The organism is Paenibacillus sp. FSL L8-0641 (assembly GCF_038006265.1).
GTDB classification, from domain to species: Bacteria; Bacillota; Bacilli; order Paenibacillales; family Paenibacillaceae; genus Paenibacillus; species Paenibacillus polymyxa_D.
Window position 1 is genome coordinate 892484 of the sequence record NZ_JBBOUW010000001.1, and the last position, 16161, is coordinate 908644.

Annotated in this window: 13 protein-coding genes and 1 riboswitch; of the genes, 9 read left to right on the top strand and 4 right to left on the bottom strand. The window is 48.3% G+C overall.

The window, feature by feature from the left end:
- Positions 1-71: 71 nt before the first annotated feature.
- From queG to MKY16_RS03955, 4 genes are all read left to right on the top strand, one after another.
- Positions 72-1820 carry a tRNA epoxyqueuosine(34) reductase QueG gene (gene queG, locus MKY16_RS03940; protein ID WP_340954189.1) on the top strand — a complete coding sequence of 583 codons (1749 nt, stop codon included), beginning with the start codon at positions 72-74 and terminating at the stop codon, positions 1818-1820.
- A gap of 107 nt (positions 1821-1927) precedes the next feature.
- Complete coding sequence (locus tag MKY16_RS03945) at positions 1928-2182, top strand: YneF family protein (protein ID WP_013308742.1); 255 nt, start codon at positions 1928-1930, stop codon at positions 2180-2182.
- Positions 2183-2236: 54 nt separating this feature from the next.
- Complete coding sequence (gene folE, locus MKY16_RS03950) at positions 2237-2830, top strand: GTP cyclohydrolase I FolE (RefSeq protein WP_013308743.1); 594 nt, start codon at positions 2237-2239, stop codon at positions 2828-2830.
- A gap of 162 nt (positions 2831-2992) precedes the next feature.
- A complete protein-coding gene (locus tag MKY16_RS03955) occupies positions 2993-3838 on the top strand; it encodes a lipoate--protein ligase family protein (protein ID WP_340954193.1) in 846 nt (281 codons plus the stop codon).
- A 204-nt stretch (positions 3839-4042) separates the two neighbouring features.
- Here the strand turns inward: MKY16_RS03955 and MKY16_RS03960 are convergent, their stop codons facing one another.
- Positions 4043-5422, bottom strand: a complete 1380-nt coding sequence (locus tag MKY16_RS03960; RefSeq protein ID WP_340954195.1) for a Fe-Mn family superoxide dismutase — start codon at positions 5420-5422, stop codon at positions 4043-4045.
- Between the two features lie 255 nt (positions 5423-5677).
- Entirely contained in the window at positions 5678-6715 is a 1038-nt protein-coding gene (locus MKY16_RS03965) for an alpha/beta hydrolase (RefSeq protein WP_029515779.1), read from the bottom strand.
- 300 nt (positions 6716-7015) lie between these two features.
- Here MKY16_RS03965 and MKY16_RS03970 point away from each other — a divergent pair, with 300 nt between their 5' ends.
- Together MKY16_RS03970 and thiC are read left to right on the top strand one after the other, a co-directional pair.
- Entirely contained in the window at positions 7016-7759 is a 744-nt protein-coding gene (locus MKY16_RS03970; protein WP_039270658.1) for an IclR family transcriptional regulator, read from the top strand.
- A 155-nt stretch (positions 7760-7914) separates the two neighbouring features.
- Positions 7915-8027: riboswitch (TPP riboswitch) on the top strand.
- A gap of 189 nt (positions 8028-8216) precedes the next feature.
- Complete coding sequence (gene thiC / locus MKY16_RS03975; protein WP_069011280.1) at positions 8217-10061, top strand: phosphomethylpyrimidine synthase ThiC; 1845 nt, start codon at positions 8217-8219, stop codon at positions 10059-10061.
- A gap of 122 nt (positions 10062-10183) precedes the next feature.
- Here the strand turns inward: thiC and MKY16_RS03980 are convergent, their stop codons facing one another.
- Positions 10184-10336: a hypothetical protein gene (locus MKY16_RS03980; RefSeq protein ID WP_010348453.1), complete on the bottom strand. Its 153-nt coding sequence runs from the start codon at positions 10334-10336 to the stop codon at positions 10184-10186.
- A gap of 508 nt (positions 10337-10844) precedes the next feature.
- On the opposite strand from MKY16_RS03980, the gene MKY16_RS03985 reads away from it, so the two are divergent.
- From MKY16_RS03985 to MKY16_RS03995, 3 genes are all read left to right on the top strand, one after another.
- Positions 10845-11681, top strand: coding sequence for a YitT family protein (locus MKY16_RS03985; protein ID WP_029515776.1), 837 nt, complete (start codon positions 10845-10847; stop codon positions 11679-11681).
- A gap of 322 nt (positions 11682-12003) precedes the next feature.
- Complete coding sequence (locus tag MKY16_RS03990; RefSeq protein ID WP_069011281.1) at positions 12004-12642, top strand: SdpI family protein; 639 nt, start codon at positions 12004-12006, stop codon at positions 12640-12642.
- Positions 12643-12686: 44 nt separating this feature from the next.
- Positions 12687-13034: a DUF1648 domain-containing protein gene (locus MKY16_RS03995; RefSeq protein WP_069011282.1), complete on the top strand. Its 348-nt coding sequence runs from the start codon at positions 12687-12689 to the stop codon at positions 13032-13034.
- A 73-nt stretch (positions 13035-13107) separates the two neighbouring features.
- Here MKY16_RS03995 and acnA read toward each other — a convergent pair whose 3' ends face one another.
- Entirely contained in the window at positions 13108-15819 is a 2712-nt protein-coding gene (gene acnA, locus MKY16_RS04000) for an aconitate hydratase AcnA (protein ID WP_340954198.1), read from the bottom strand.
- Between the last annotated feature and the right edge of the window lie 342 nt (positions 15820-16161).

Below are 16161 nucleotides of genomic sequence, written 5' to 3' on the forward strand. Positions count from 1 at the left end.
ATTTGAGATATGAGAATTTTGCAAATTCTCATATCTGTAATGATAAAAAGTGGAAGAGAGGTGAGTATCGGATGCAACGCGGATTGACTCAGGCGGCTGCCGGAACCGCTTCGACTTGGGCTTCGCTCAAGCAGGAAATTATTGAGGCGGCTCCAGGGCTGGGTATCGACTCCATCGGGTTCGCATCCGCCGACCCCTTTCTGTCTCTGAAAGCTATATTGGAAGAGCATCGTGCGAAAGGCTATGAATCCGGCTTTGAGGAGCCAGATATTGATAAGCGGATCTACCCGGAGCTGTATGGCTCACAGCCTGCATCTCTGATTGCTATTGCGGTGGCGTACCCTTCCAAAATGAAGGACCCGCCGAAGTCGGACAAGGGGAAGTACCGTGGTATTTTGGCGCGTTCAGCCTGGGGGAAAGATTATCATCTGGTACTACGCGAAGCGATGGAAAAGCTTGAGGCTTTTATAAGTGAGCGGGTGCCTGATGCCATTATGAAAAATATGGTGGATACCGGAGAACTGTCGGATCGAGCCGTTGCGGAACGTGCAGGGATTGGCTTTAGCGGCAAAAATACGATGATGATTTCACCGACGCTGGGTTCATGGATCTATCTAGGTGAGCTGTTGACGAACATTCCTTTCCAGCCAGATGAACCGGTAACGGAGGGTTGCGGCGAGTGTACCAAATGTTTGGATGCCTGTCCTACGGGCGCGCTTGTGGGTCCTGGACAGCTGAATGCCCAACGGTGTGTGTCCTTTTTGACGCAAACGAAGGGCTTTCTGGATGAGGAGTTTATGCGGAAGATAGGGAATCGGCTGTATGGATGTGATACCTGCCAAATGGTATGCCCTAAAAATCGGGGTCTCAACTGGGATCACCATCCCGAGCTTACACCCGATCCTGAAATTGTGAAGCCGTTGCTGCTGCCGTTATTGGATTTGAGCAACCGTGAATTCAAAGACCGATTTGGACAAAGTGCGGCGGCTTGGCGGGGGAAGAAGCCCATTCAACGCAATGCAGTCATTGGACTGGGCAATTTCAAAGATATCAGTGCGGTGCCCAAATTAACGGAGATTTTATTGGATGATCCGCGTCCCGAGCTGCGAGGCACGGCGGCGTGGGCTTTGAGTCGAATAGGAGGGGAAAACGCTATGACAGCGATCAAGCAAGCATCAGAGAAGGAACAACATGAGCAAGTACGCGAAATGATCGCGCAAGCGCATTCCAAACTAGAGGAACAAGAGCAGGCAGAAGAGCTAAAGGCATCTGAATTATCAAAATCAGAAGTAACGGCCGGGGATTCACAGGGTCCAACCACCATTTATTATGATGAGATGGAGACACCTGTGGGCACGTTAACGCTGTGCGCTACGGATCGGGGGCTGTGTCGAATAGACTATGGCGTTTTTCATGCGAAGGAAGCACTGCTTCAGCAATGGGCCCGAACATGGATTGGGGAATACGTCTATGTGCAGGAGCCGGAAAAGCTGTGCGAAGCCGCGGATCAACTGCGTGAATATTTTGCCGGAGAACGACGGGAATTCAGTATAGCCTATGATTTGAGAGGCACCCCTTTTCAAGAGCAGGTATGGCGTGCACTGCAAAATATTCCGTACGGACAAAGTGTGTCCTACAAAGATATTGCGGAATCGATCGGACGAGCCAAGGCGGTACGTGCTGTGGGTGAAGCCAATAACAAAAATCCGTTACCCATTCTGTTTCCATGTCACCGGGTATCGGGTGCTAATGGAAGTTTGGTCGGTTATGCTGGAGGCTTGCCAGTTAAGACGAAGCTGCTGGATTTGGAGAAACAATAAGGACATATGTTTGCAAAAAGTGATTTGCTAGCTGTCCCATGTTTTGCTATGATAGGTTCGTGTGTAATTCAAGATGTTTCATATAAATATACAGAGGTGACGACTTCGTGGTGTGGAATATTGTCATTCCGATTATTACCCTGATTGCTGGTTTGGTTGGGGGATTTTTCATCGGTGCTTATTATCTTCGTAAACAGCTTGAAAAGATGCAAAACGACCCTGAAACGCTGCAAAAAATGGCCAAACAGATGGGTTACAACCTGAATGGGAAACAAATGCAAAAAGCCCAGCAGATGATGAAGAACCAACAGTTCTCCAAAAATCAGCCTGGTCCGCGTAAAAATCAGGGCCGTCGGAAATAATGAGCAACGTGAGTACGGATGCCGCATGAGGTTGCTGCATAGAGGAGGATTACTGTGGCTGGCGTAAAAGATTATATTAACCGCAAAGCTGCGGATAACCGGGATAAAATCGAGTACCATGTGGAGCAGATTTTACAACTGATCGGTGAGGACCCCAAGCGTGAAGGGTTGTTGGAAACACCGGCACGCGTTGCGCGCATGTATGAGGAAATATTTGCGGGTTATGAGGTTGATCCCCGGGATGCGCTGGGTGTGACATTTGACGAGAATCACGAGGAGCTTGTGATCGTGAAGGACATCGTCTATTACAGCCAGTGTGAGCACCATATGGCTCCTTTCTTCGGAAAAGTGCATATCGGCTATGTACCCAGCGGCAAAATTGTAGGATTGAGCAAGCTTGCACGCCTGGTAGAGGCAGTGACCCGCCGATTGCAGGTACAGGAGCGTATTACTTCACAGATCGCTGATATTTTAAATGAAGCGGTCTCCGCTCACGGGGTTATGGTAGTCGTAGAAGGCGAGCACCTGTGCATGTGTGCAAGAGGTGTCAAAAAGCCTGGTAGCAAAACAGTAACGTCTGCGGTACGCGGTACGTTTCGTGATGATGCAGCGCAGCGCGCAGAGTTTCTGTCGCTGCTTAAGGATTGATCGAACATCGCAAGACGTTTATGTGATGAACAAAAAAGGGTGGTTTACGCATAGGCGTAGCCACCTTTTTTTGTTAACATCAGATATAAACGACGGGATAGCCGCCTTAAAATTACGATTAGCCTATGGATAACAGTTATTTTTATAGATAGGGGATAACGTATGGAGAATGTACATAGATCAACAGAAAAAACAACAGCTTTGCCTGAGTTGCAGTGGTTTGAAGCACCACTTGCGGACACTCAGGAGGATGTTTTGTCTCCGCTGGCTTGGGAGGAGCTGGCCTGTCGGCAAGTAGGGAAAGGAGCTGCACCCATTTTGCATCTATGGCGGCATCCGTCAGCGCTTGTGATCGGTCACCGGGACCGCAGGCTCCCTTACGCCCCACAGGCGATGGAGCGAGTGCGCAGCGCGGGAACCTCGGTATGCGTACGCCCCTCTGGGGGAGCGGCCGTCATGCTGGACAGGGGGGTGCTGAACCTGTCCTTGATCCTGCCGAATCCACAGCGGGCCATCAGCCTGCATGAGGATTTTCGGCTCATGGCAGGGCTAATTGCCGATGCGCTGGTTCCGTGGTCTGGCGAGGCGCAGACCGGAGAAATCCCCGGGTCCTTCTGTCCCGGGGATTACGATGTTAGCGTCCGGGGCCGCAAGTTTTGCGGCATTGCACAGCGACGTCAAGCCAAGGCGTATATCATCACAGCCTTCGTGATGATTGAGGGCAGCGGTGCAGAGCGTGCACAGGCGGTACAGCAATTCTATAGGGAGGCAGCCGGAGATACGTCGACAGGCGTACAGCAGCAGGATTACCCCCGGGTGAATCCAGCAACGATGGGGAGCCTGGCAGAGCTGGCTGGAGTGCCGTCTGTTGAGGCGTACACGGCATCTCTGCGCCGTGTCGTCGAGAGCCAGACAGCCATTTTACCTGCCGATAGCTGGCTGGTACAACCGGAAGGATGGACCGAACAAATGGCAGCGCTCAGAGAGCGATACGATTTGCAGGTGTAGTTTGTCTTTAGCTTAGAAGCCTATTAGTGCGTGTTCAAAAAGTCGGCTTTTCAGGACCGAGAAAGTTGGATGAAGCTAGGGACTGAGTAGCGGAGCGTAGACAGATCTACGTGAGCAACGGAAGGCCCGGCTGAATTCAAGATTCGACGTCGAATCCGCTTCTTGAATAGCTTCGTTATGGAAAGACGACTTTTTGAACAACCTCTAGAAGGGTTGCCATCTCAGCTTGGAGGCTTGATCGTAGCGTGCTTCCACTTCAGGCCAGTTAACGACATGCCACCAATCCTCAATGTATTTGTTGCGTTCGTTTTGATGCTTTAAGTAATATGCGTGTTCCCACACATCTATCGCTAGCAGCGGAATGGACTCCCATTGAGTCAGATTCTGGTGCTTTTCGGCCTGCAAAATTTCAAGTCGTCCCGCGCGCGGACTCCATACCAGGATAGCCCAGCCGCCACCCTCGACCTTTTCGGCTGCCGAACTGAATTGCTTTTTGAATGCATCGTAACTGCCAAAATCCTTTTTAATCTGTTCAGCCAGTGGCCCACTTGGGTTGCCACCGCCTTGAGGACTCATGATCGTCCAAAAAAGAGTATGCAGATAATGGCCTGCGCCGTTGAATGCCAGTTCGCGTTCCCAATGTTTTACGAGATCAAAATTACCTGTTTTTCGGGCTTCTTCCAGCTTCTTTTCCGCTTTATTCAGGTCATTCACATAGCTCAAATGATGCTTGTCATGGTGAATGCGCATCGTTTTTTCATCAATATACGGTTCAAGCGCATTATAGGGGTAAGGGAGCGGTGGGAGTCGATGTCCTCCAATAGGAACCGACCGGCCGATTGAGGTTTTTTCCGTTGCCGAAGGTTGAGCCTGGCTGGATTTGACGCCTTTAGTCGTCGATGTGCCTTCTCCCCTTATGCCTGCCTGCCGTTCTCGAAACGCTTCCTCTGGGTAATTCTCACCCTCTGTCGCTACATGATACAACCCAGCAGCCCTTGCAATGGAGCCGGGTTCTTGAAAGGGGGTTGTCGAGATTAGGAAATATTGGCTTTCATGTGCCGCGTGTAATACAACTCCAGCGGATTTTGGCTGCTGACGCAATGCATGACTGTGCTCGCTCAGCAGACCGAGCTGCCGTACATACTCCTGTGACTGACGGTTTGCGGTTTGCAGCAAATCGTCCAATCGACGATTTAATTCTTGTGAGTCAGGCTGAGCGTTTAATGCTGACTCTGACGATGGCATCTTTACAGATGATGATCCGTCTAATCCCCTTGACTGTTTTGAAGGTTCAGTGAATTCGTGTGTATGTGCTTGTGGGGCAGCCGACAGCTGTTTCCATTCCTGATGCCACGCTTGATCTGCCGGATCAAGTGCGCTCCGTTGCTCTTCAAGTAACTCTATGGCGGTGCGTTCCGTCTGTTCGAATACAGTCCGCCAATCATCCAGCAGCCGTACATAAGTAGGCTCCAGTCCCTCGGTAGCGGATTTAATCACTTCCACATGCCAACTTTCCTGCTGCTTCCAATGCCGAATTTCCTCCAGCACACGTAAGGGCAGGAAAGACCCATAAGTACTCAGCATCGTTTTATACCTCCCGTATCCCACTATGGCTATCCGGCGGATCTGGCAGATCTGCCCTGGATGCATACGTACCCAGTATATTCGCTGTCCTGTCGGGAATATGTCTATGAACTCGCTTAATTTGGTCACATCTGTTACGTAGAACAAGAATACCATGGTAAACGAAAAAGAAGCCCAGCTACGGCACGGGTTAGTGTCCGTAGGCAGGCTTCTTCAAGGTGAAGAATTAAATACGTTTTTTTGAAAAATAATTCTTTACTTCGTAGTCGTTTGTTTGTGGGCATCAGCGATCGTTTTCTTGTCCTCCAGCTCCTGTACACTGCTTAGAAACGTCGATACCCGCCGTAGATATTCACGGGGATGCTCTCTGAAAATAAGCTCATGTATCCCGTTTTTGACAATCCATACACTGGAAAGTGGGTTGGTTTGATTGGCAGCGAGCTTTTCCGCAATAGGATAAGGAGCCTTTTCATCCTGTGTACCATGCACAAACATGATCGGGAACGGATAGTTTTCCTTTTTAACCTCCTGATATGGAATCTGATGCAAGCTGGTGCCGTTCAAGACTGGAAACAGCAACTCCAGAATTTCCAAAGACGGATGTCTTGGCAGGTTAATTTGATTGTGAATGTTATGGTACAGCGTATCCGGCTCCAACAGGAAAGTGCTGTCCAAAATCATTGCGTCCACATCCTTGGTTTGCAAGCCCGCCTGAAGAGCGGTTCCTGCCCCCATGGAGAAGCCCCATACGATAATCTCCGACGAGCCGCGTTGCTTCGCAAGCTGGATCGCTCCGAGAAGCTGCTGGGATTCCGCTTTGCCTCCGGTTGCGACTGATTTGCTGTTTTGTGACGCGAATCCATAATCGAACATGACCACATTAAAGTTCAAACTGTGGGCATAATGCGCCAGATCATACATGGGAATCCAGCTTTCTTCGCGGTTAGCTCCATAACCATGGCTGAAAATAATCGTTTTCCGCGATTGATCCGCCGGGATATACCAGCCTTGTACCATGCGGCTACCATCCTTGGCAGGGAAGCTGACTTCCTCATAAGGCATGTTTTTGGCCTGCATCGGATTAGAGTACAGCGGCGCGACGGTAGGATTCGTAAGTACCCACGCGATGTAAGCATGCAAAGCAATAAAACAAAACAACAGAAAAAAAACGACCGACAGCAGCAGAGCAATCACAACGTGCTTGAACCGCAGCAGACGGGGATTAAAGAGTGGGGTGGACGGCTCCTGAACAGCGGTCTGTAGCTGAGAGTTGCGCTGGGATGTAGAAATCATGTAAGAGCCTCCTTATATAAAATTGATCTTCGTTTCAATAGAATTTAGGTATAATTCCACTTGAAAATGATAGTGTATATCCGTATAGATACCTATTATCGTATGATGGGGGTTATCCAAAGTCAACGCCTGAACCGGAAAAGTAAAAATGATGCAAAGAATTGTCGATGTTTGTTCTCGTTCTGTAATATGGTTGTCACAAAAACATCGGTTTACAGTAGCCGCGACTATTCTATATAATTTATGTAACCATGTTTCATAGTGTGAAACGAATATGGATACAAGAGGAGCGGTTCACGAATGGAAGACCGTAAATTAACCGTTCGCGCTGTAGAGCGTGCACTTGATATATTGTTGTGTTTTACCGCAGATTCGGATCTTGGCCTAACGGAGATTGCCTCCAAAATTGGTCTACATAAAAGCACGGTTCATCGGCTGCTGACTACGTTGGAGGATCGGGGCTTTGTCGTTCGGAATGCCGAAACGGAAAAATATCGACTTGGCTTCCGCATTTGGGAGCTATCCACACATTTGTCCCAAAGTGACGAGCCGGCAGTGTTGTTACAGCCTGCAATGGAAGGACTGCGTGACCGTCTGGGCGAAACGGTCAGCTTGTACTTACGGGACGGCAGCATGCGTATTCGCATACAAGCCGTGCAGAGCAATCAGGCGATCCGCAGGGTTGCGCCTGTGGGTGCGCGTATGCCGCTGGCTGTAGGAGCCTCCAGTAAGGTGCTGGCTGCCTTTATGCCGCCGCAGGAGCTGGAAGCCCTGCTAAGCGGGAATGAATGGCCGCCCTCGGTAGACGCGGAGGTCTATAAAGCCCAGCTGCAGGACATTCGCGAGAAGGGCTATGCGACCAGCTATGAAGAACGGGAGCCAGGGGCCGCTGCTGTGGCAGCACCAATTGTGAACCGGAAGGGACAGGTCACTGCGGCTTTATCTGTATCCGGTCCGGTCAGTCGGCTTGCACCCGAGACGCTACATGACTTTGCTCCGATTTTGATCGAAGCGGCGAAGGAAATGGGGCTTATGCTTCCGTAACAAGAATGAATGCAGTTGAAGCAAGCAGAGTGATTTGATGAGGAGCGTCTCCTTGCTAAATGGAACCTAGAAGGGTTGCCAAAGCCATAAATTTGAAGTAATCTGATAAGGATGGCGGGATGTCTGTTATGTCCGCCTCATGTGAATAGAAGTATCACAGTTACTGGGGGAGCCTGTAATGCCGGGCTGAGATGGAATCGTGCAAGATTCCGGACCCTTTGCACCTGATCTGGATCATACCAGCGTAGGGAAGTAATCGGCCATTGAAATGTATACGCAGTTGCTGTCTACGGTGACGCATTGGAATAGGATTTATTCCACGTGTGCACAGTTTGGATAGCTGCCTCGTTAGATTAGCCGGTTCCCTGGGGAACCGGCTTTTTTTGCATAGATCAGCGCCACCCTGGGAATGGTTCCGGATCGGTGTGTCATTTCATCGAAACGGGAGGAATGGACAATGAAGCCGACAGAAGTAGAAGGAACAAAAGGAACAGAATTTAAATCAGCAGAAGTAAGGTTGGCAGGAACAAGGGAAGTTGGGGTAGAGAAGACAAACGGGGAGCAAGCCAGTGGGGTAACGCCCTTTCCAGGGAGCCGTAAGGTATATATTCAAGGCTCGCGGCCGGACATTGCCGTCCCAGAGCGGGAAATTGCTCTTCATCCTACACATACGCCGCAGGGCACGGAGCATCATGAGCCATTGCGTGTGTACGATACGAGCGGTCCCATGACTGACGAAGCCTATCAGGTCGATATCCGTCAGGGCCTGCCTCCATTACGGCGAGCTTGGGCACTGGAACGGGGCGATGTGGAGGCTTACGAGGGACGCGCCGTCAAACCGGAGGATAATGGACTGAAACCTGGCTCCAAACGGGAGACAGTTGAATTTCCCGGCGTGACCAACCGTCCGCTTCGTGCTTCGCAAGGTCGTACAGTGACGCAAATGCATTATGCACGGCAAGGGATCATTACGCCCGAAATGGAATTTGCGGCGATCCGCGAAGGGGTGGAGCCTGAGTTTGTACGGCAGGAATTGGCGGCTGGACGAGCCATTTTGCCTTCGAATATCAATCACCCGGAAAGTGAGCCGATGGTCATTGGGCGTCATTTTCACGTGAAGATCAATGCGAACATTGGTAATTCTGCGGTTACCTCCTCGATTGAGGAGGAAGTGGAGAAAATGACCTGGGCTGTGCGTTGGGGCTCGGATACAGTTATGGACCTATCCACAGGCCGTAATATCCATACCACACGTGAATGGATCATTCGGAATTCTCCTGTACCGATTGGAACTGTGCCGCTGTATCAGGCACTTGAAAAGGTGAACGGCGAAGCAGAAGCGCTGACGTGGGAGTTGTATCGCGATACGCTGATCGAGCAGGCGGAGCAGGGAGTGGACTATTTTACAATTCATGCGGGTGTATTGCTGCGGTATATACCGATGACGGCGAATAGAATGACGGGAATTGTGTCCCGTGGCGGGTCGATCATGGCAGCCTGGTGCCTTGCGCACCATCAGGAGAATTTTTTGTATACACATTTTGAAGAAATCTGCGAAATTATGAAAGCCTATGATGTGGCCTTTTCTCTCGGGGATGGTCTACGTCCAGGTAGTATCTATGATGCGAATGATGAAGCACAGTTTGCAGAGCTGGAAACGTTGGGCGAGCTAACGCAAATCGCATGGAAGCATGATGTTCAGGTCATGATTGAGGGGCCGGGACATGTCCCTATGCATAAAATCAAAGAGAATGTGGATTTGCAAATGGAGATTTGTAAGGAAGCTCCTTTCTATACCTTGGGACCGCTCACGACGGATATTGCCCCCGGATATGATCATATTACCTCAGCCATCGGGGCGGCGATGATCGGTTGGTTCGGGACGTCCATGCTGTGCTATGTTACGCCTAAGGAGCATTTGGGTCTTCCGAATAAGGATGATGTCCGTGAGGGTGTCATTACCTACAAAATTGCGGCACATGCTGCCGATCTGGCGAAGGGCCATCCACGGGCGCAGCAGCGGGATGATGCTTTGTCCAAGGCACGCTTTGAGTTCCGCTGGCGGGATCAGTTCAATCTGTCGCTTGATCCCGAGCGGGCCTTGTCCTACCATGATGAAACGCTACCAGCAGAGGGAGCCAAGGAAGCACATTTTTGCTCGATGTGCGGCCCCAAATTTTGTAGTATGCGCATCACGCAGGACATTCGCGCCTATGCAGCGGATAAGGGGCTGAACACCGAAGAAGCAGTGGCCGCTGGGATGCGTGAGAAGGCAGAGCAGTATCGGGATGGCGGTCAATAAAACGAATGTGTGAGTTTAGGAACGCATGAATCAAAAAAAGCCGTGGTTCTCTACAGTCGATGTAGGAAACTACGGCTTTTTGGCTTATGTAAAGCGAGTCATGCAACCGGATAAACGGCGCCTTATTTTTTACCCATTTTTTCATTCAAAATGTCCTGAAAGCTGAGCTTCTTCTCCGAGCTATCTTCTTTCTTCTGCATACTCACCGCGTTGGCACGTTGGTATTGGTGGTGAAAGGGCATCAGGGTGTGGACGGTTAAGTTCATTGTATTCATGTAGATCATTCCTCCAATTCCATATTGTCAAATTCAGATTGAGTTGCTTAGGACGTCTGTATAGGACTATTTATATGTACTTGATGTCGCAATGCTATGTAGGTTGCTTGGTTATGTTTCAATCATTATACCCACATTTTTTCAAAGTAAAACGCTTTTGACATAAAACAGGAAGATGGTCATGTGTGTTCAAAATGCCGATTAGGAGGATGGTCGTTTTAGGGGAAAATGTGCCTAGGTCTAAAACAAGGGCTTGAGGCCCGTTTTCTTAGTTTAGTAGTCGGGATTGTGTTTTTTTGTCGAATAACCTTGTAAAAGGAGGGTTTTGCGGACTCCTCAAGTCAGGATTGAGGCAGTCTGGTGGCGAATTAAAGTGTCAAAGTTGTATTGACTTTATGTTTGGTAGTAGATACCATGAACTGGTTGTCAGCGTATTTTGACAACAAGAGTCAGCCAATCGATCTGGCGATTCATCCTTTGAAATGTTAGAGAGAGGATTAGAGCATATATGAAAAAATGTATTGCAGACATCGCATTTATTATTCTGGGTGCGTTTTTTTTCGCGCTAGCTGTTAATCTGTTTGTGATCCCGAATGAGTTTGGCGAGGGGGGCGTTACAGGCGTCACAATCATCCTGTACTACCTGTTTCAGTGGTCTCCCTCAATCGTTAATCTGGTGATTAATGGCTTGCTGCTGATTGTCGGATATAAATTTTTAGACAAGAGAACGACCTTGTACACTATCATTGCGGTCGCTTTTAACTCGCTGTTTTTACATTTAACAGTCAACTGGCGGATTGATTCGCATGAGCCGACGATTAATGCCGTATTTGCCGGAGTTTTGGTGGGGGTTGGCATAGGCCTAATCGTACGGGTAGGCGGCACTACGGCGGGTACGGTCATTTTAGCACGGATTGCCAACAAGTATCTGGATTGGAATATCAGTTATGGCCTGCTGTTTTTTGATTTGATTGTCGCATTCTCTTCCTATTTTATTATTGGCCCGGAAAAATTGATGCTAACTATCGTTATTTTGTACGTTGGTACGAAGGTGATGGACTTCATGATCGAAGGACTGAACCCCAAAAAAGCGGTCATGATTATTTCGGAGCACCAAGATAAAATTGCCGAGATGGTCATTACGAAAATGGATCGTGGAGTTACTGTCCTGTCAGGCCACGGTTATTACACTAAAAATCCAAAAGAAGTGCTGTATATCGTCATTAGTAAACAAGAGGTATCGGCGCTCAAAAAGATAGTGAAAGCCATCGACACAGCAGCGTTTATCACCATTCATGACGTGCGGGACGTGTTCGGAGAAGGTTTTCTGGATATTTCGAAGTAGCTCGCGTGCGAAGGTTAGGTTATAGGAGAACATAGTTGGAAGTCGGTCCTGAGGGATCGACTTTTTTGCTTTGAGATGTTTATTTTAATAATCGAAATAGGTAGATAGATAATAACTTCTTTTCGAAACAGAAGAAAAGCTATTTTTTGTAAAAAAATATTGTGAATGTGACTTTGATCTCTTATTTTTTTGAAAAATATGCATTATGATCTGACAATAATATATATTTTATTAAAATATATTCATTTTTTATAATGAAGTATTATAAATACACTTACTTCTAAAATCAACTGAGAAACAGTTCCAAGTGAGGTTGTTTTGAGTGGAGAATAACTATGATTTAAAAAAAGAATTTAAAAAGCCGTGGATTCAGATTTCTATTTTATTTATTATATTGCATTTTATAAATTCATTTATTATATTGCCTTCAATGAACCCGCTAAAGCTCCCTTTAGCTTTTTTTATTGTGTCATCAGGAGCGATGATTATCTCTTTTCTTATTGTTGTCTTGTATCCAAAATTCTCGAAACATAGAGAACAATTTTCTGAAAATAATTTGGTTCCATATCGTAAAATATGTTCCAGTGTGTTTGTTGTTCTAAATTTTATTTTTCTTTTTTTAATGTTACTGTATTCAAATGCTATTTACTTCAGTCCCTTAAATATAGTTTTATTGGTTTCAGCGATATCGCACTTAACAGTAGGTATCACATTCACTAAATTAACACCTAACCGTTTAATTGGTTTGAAGTTCCCATGGCTGCTTTCGAATGAAAAGGCATGGAAGAAGACGCATCGTATCTCTGCTTATATTTGGATAGCCTTTGGCTTAATCGGGATCGCTATAGGATTAGGACAAGAAGTTAATGTGTGTATGGTGCTCGCTTCTTGTTTACCGACGATGATTAGTTTTGTTACTTCTCTCTTTCTAAGCCATAGGTATAAAAATATAGACTGCTGATATCTGTATAATGCGGATCGATTTGGCATATTAGGGGGATTTCCATGAGAAGTAAATTAAATTTTTCTAATGTATTGTCTTTTCTTATTTCTGTTTTGCCTTTCATTATCTACCTTTTCATGTATCCGAGAATGCCTAGGAATGTAGCAATCCACTACAATTTCAATGATGTGGCTGACCGTTTTGTTGACAAATCCTCCCCTGAGGTATGGTTGTTGTGTGGAATTAGCCTCATATCTTTTATAATTATGCTTATGCTCCAACCCTATTTCAGTCGTCAGTTCAAGAGCGAAGAAGGCTCTGCAATCATGGAAAGCCTGCCTGGTCTCTTCACACTTCTTATAACCCTCGTATTTGCAATCTTGGGTATATGTTTTCTTTTAAAGGCTTGAAGCATGTAAAAAATCCCCTCTCAATGTGCAGTTTCCACTGCATTTGGAGGGGATTTTGTTATTTATACGCTCTTTACTCTTGAATCATTTGACGCAATACGGTTTGCAGAATACCACCGTTGTGGTAGTAGTTGATGTCGACGGTGCTGTCCAGACGGGCAATTACCGGGAATTCGAACTTTGTGCCATCCTCGCGTTTAGCCACAACTGTAAGCTCTTGACCAGGCTTCACGTCATTGTTAATGCCGAGGATGTCGAAGGTTTCGCGGCCATTGAGGCCCAAGCTGGACCAGCCATAGCCCTCCTGGAATTGCAGAGGCAGTACACCCATGCCGACTAGGTTACTGCGGTGAATCCGCTCGAAGCTTTCGGCAATGACAGCCTTAACGCCCAGCAGAAGCGTACCTTTGGCCGCCCAGTCACGAGAGCTGCCTGTGCCGTATTCCTTACCAGCGATGACGATCAGGTTCTGATCGGCTGCCTGATATTTCATGGACGCATCATAGATGGACATTTCCTCATCCGTTGGCAAGTATTTGGTCACGCCGCCTTCAGTACCTGGAGCCACATTGTTGCGGATACGGATGTTGGCGAATGTACCGCGCATCATGACCTCGTGGTTACCGCGACGGGAGCCGTAGGAGTTGAAATCCTTGCGTTCCACGCCATGCTCCTTCAAGTACAGTCCTGCCGGGCTGGAAGGAGCAATGTTGCCTGCTGGTGAGATATGGTCCGTCGTGACCGAATCATTCAACAGGGCAAGCACACGGGCATTACGGATTTCCTTGATATCCTGCACGCCATCCTGAAGTTTTTCAAAGAATGGTGGATTTTGAATATAAGTTGATTTTTCATCCCATTCATACAGTTCGCCTTCAGGAACCGGAATGGAGTTCCATTTTTCATTGGCAGTAAATACATTTTCGTATTTGCGACGGAACATATCCGGGCTGAGAGACAGGCTGATGGCTTCCTTGATTTCCTCGGAAGTGGGCCAAATGTCTTTCAGGTAGACAGGCTGATTGTCCTGATCGTAACCGAGCGGATCATTCACCAAATCAATGTTCACTGTACCTGCCAGCGCATAAGCGACAACCAGTGGCGGTGAGCCGAGATAGTTGGCTTTGACCTGCGCATGCACACGGCCTTCAAAGTTCCGGTTACCGGAAATAACTGCGCCAACCGTTAAATCATGGTCTGTGATAGCTTGACTCACTTCGTCAGGAAGTGGGCCGGAGTTACCGATACAGGTTGCGCAGCCGTAGCCTGCTACATGGAAGCCGAGGGCTTCGAGCGGTCCGATTAATCCCGCTTTTTGCAGGTATTCCGTCACGACGAGGGAGCCTGGCGTCAAGCTTGTTTTAACATAGCCTGGCTTTTTGAGCCCACGCTGCACTGCCTTTTTGGCCAGCAAGCCCGCACCGAGCATAACGCTTGGATTGGAGGTATTCGTGCAGCTTGTGATAGCCGCAATAACGACTGCTCCTGTACCTAACTCGCTGGTGGAGCCGTCCGGATGGGTCAGCGGAATCTTCTGTGCGATTTTTTCATCGCTCAGTCCATAGCCGCCCTTGTCCACCGGGGTACGAATAATGCCTTCAAACGTTTCTTTCATGCGGCCAAGCTCAACACGGTCCTGCGGACGTTTGGGTCCGGCGAGACTCGGTACAACCGAAGCTAGATCCAGCTCAATGGTATCGCTGAACACAGGGTCCGGTGTATCGGATGTGCGGAACATGCCTTGGGCCTTGTAATATTCCTCTACGAGGCTTACTTGCTCATCGGAACGTCCAGTGCTGCGCAGGTAGGCCAGTGTTTCCGCATCGACCGGGAAGAAACCAATCGTTGCGCCGTATTCCGGTGCCATGTTGGCAACTGTCGCACGGTCAGCCAAGCTGATGTTAGCCAGACCAGGCCCGTAAAACTCTACGAATTTGCCAACTACGCCTTTTTTACGCAGCATTTGTGTAACAGTGAGCGCCAGATCGGTGGCGGTAGAGCCTTCCGTCAGACTGCCTGTCAGCTTGAAGCCAATCACATCGGGAGTGACAAAATACAGCGGTTGCCCCAGCATACCCGCCTCTGCCTCAATCCCGCCGACACCCCAGCCAACAACACCAAGGCCGTTAATCATCGTGGTATGGGAGTCTGTTCCTACGAGGGAATCTGGAAAGACGACCGTTTCACCGTCAATGGCTTTGGTAGCGGCAACGGAGGCGAGATATTCCAGATTGACCTGATGGACGATACCTGTGGATGGCGGAACGGCGCGGAAGTTGTTGAACGCCGTTTGCGCCCAGCGCAGAAAACGGTACCGCTCCTCGTTACGTTCAAACTCTACATTAATGTTGTAATCCAGCGCATCACTGGTACCGAAAGCATCGACCATGACCGAGTGGTCGATAACGAGATCGACGGGAACGAGCGGATTGATTTGCTTCGGGTCCCCGCCCGCTTTTTTCACCGTATCACGCATAGCTGCCAAATCGACAACCACGGGGACACCGGTAAAATCCTGTAGCACGATGCGTGCAGGAATGAACGGAATCTCCTTGTTGGTGTCCCGATCCTCAGCCCAGCCTGTCAGCTGCTGTACATGTTCTTCAGTGATGGCGCGTCCGTCAAATTGGCGAACCGCGGCTTCCAGCAACACTTTAATGGAGAAAGGCAGCTTGGCGATACCGCTTTTTCCTTGTTCCTCCAGTGCCTTAAGACTGTAGTAGCGATAAGGCTTCCCGTTAACTTCCAGACTACGGGCGATGGAGAATTGATCTTTTCCTGACATAAGTATTACCTCCTTGAAGTGAATGCTTGGGGGAAAATAGGGATGTCGTTTTTTCGACGTCTTGCCCAGTTGGTTTAAATTGGTTGCGTTCTCAATTACATCTTCAGTGCTTCTTAACGTGTTAGAGGTTGTGATGAATGCAATTTGTTTCATTAGATGAAACGTGATTTCAAAATGATTGCTTTTGGATTAAGTATACCGTTTTCAGACAGTTCCGTAAAGTTTTTTTGGCCTAAATGATGCGTTGCAGATTGGAAAATAAAACGTCCCGCTCCCTCGCGTTTCGATGTTCATACCAAGCTTTAGAGATTCATACTTATAGATAGAGAGCATTTCAGACCA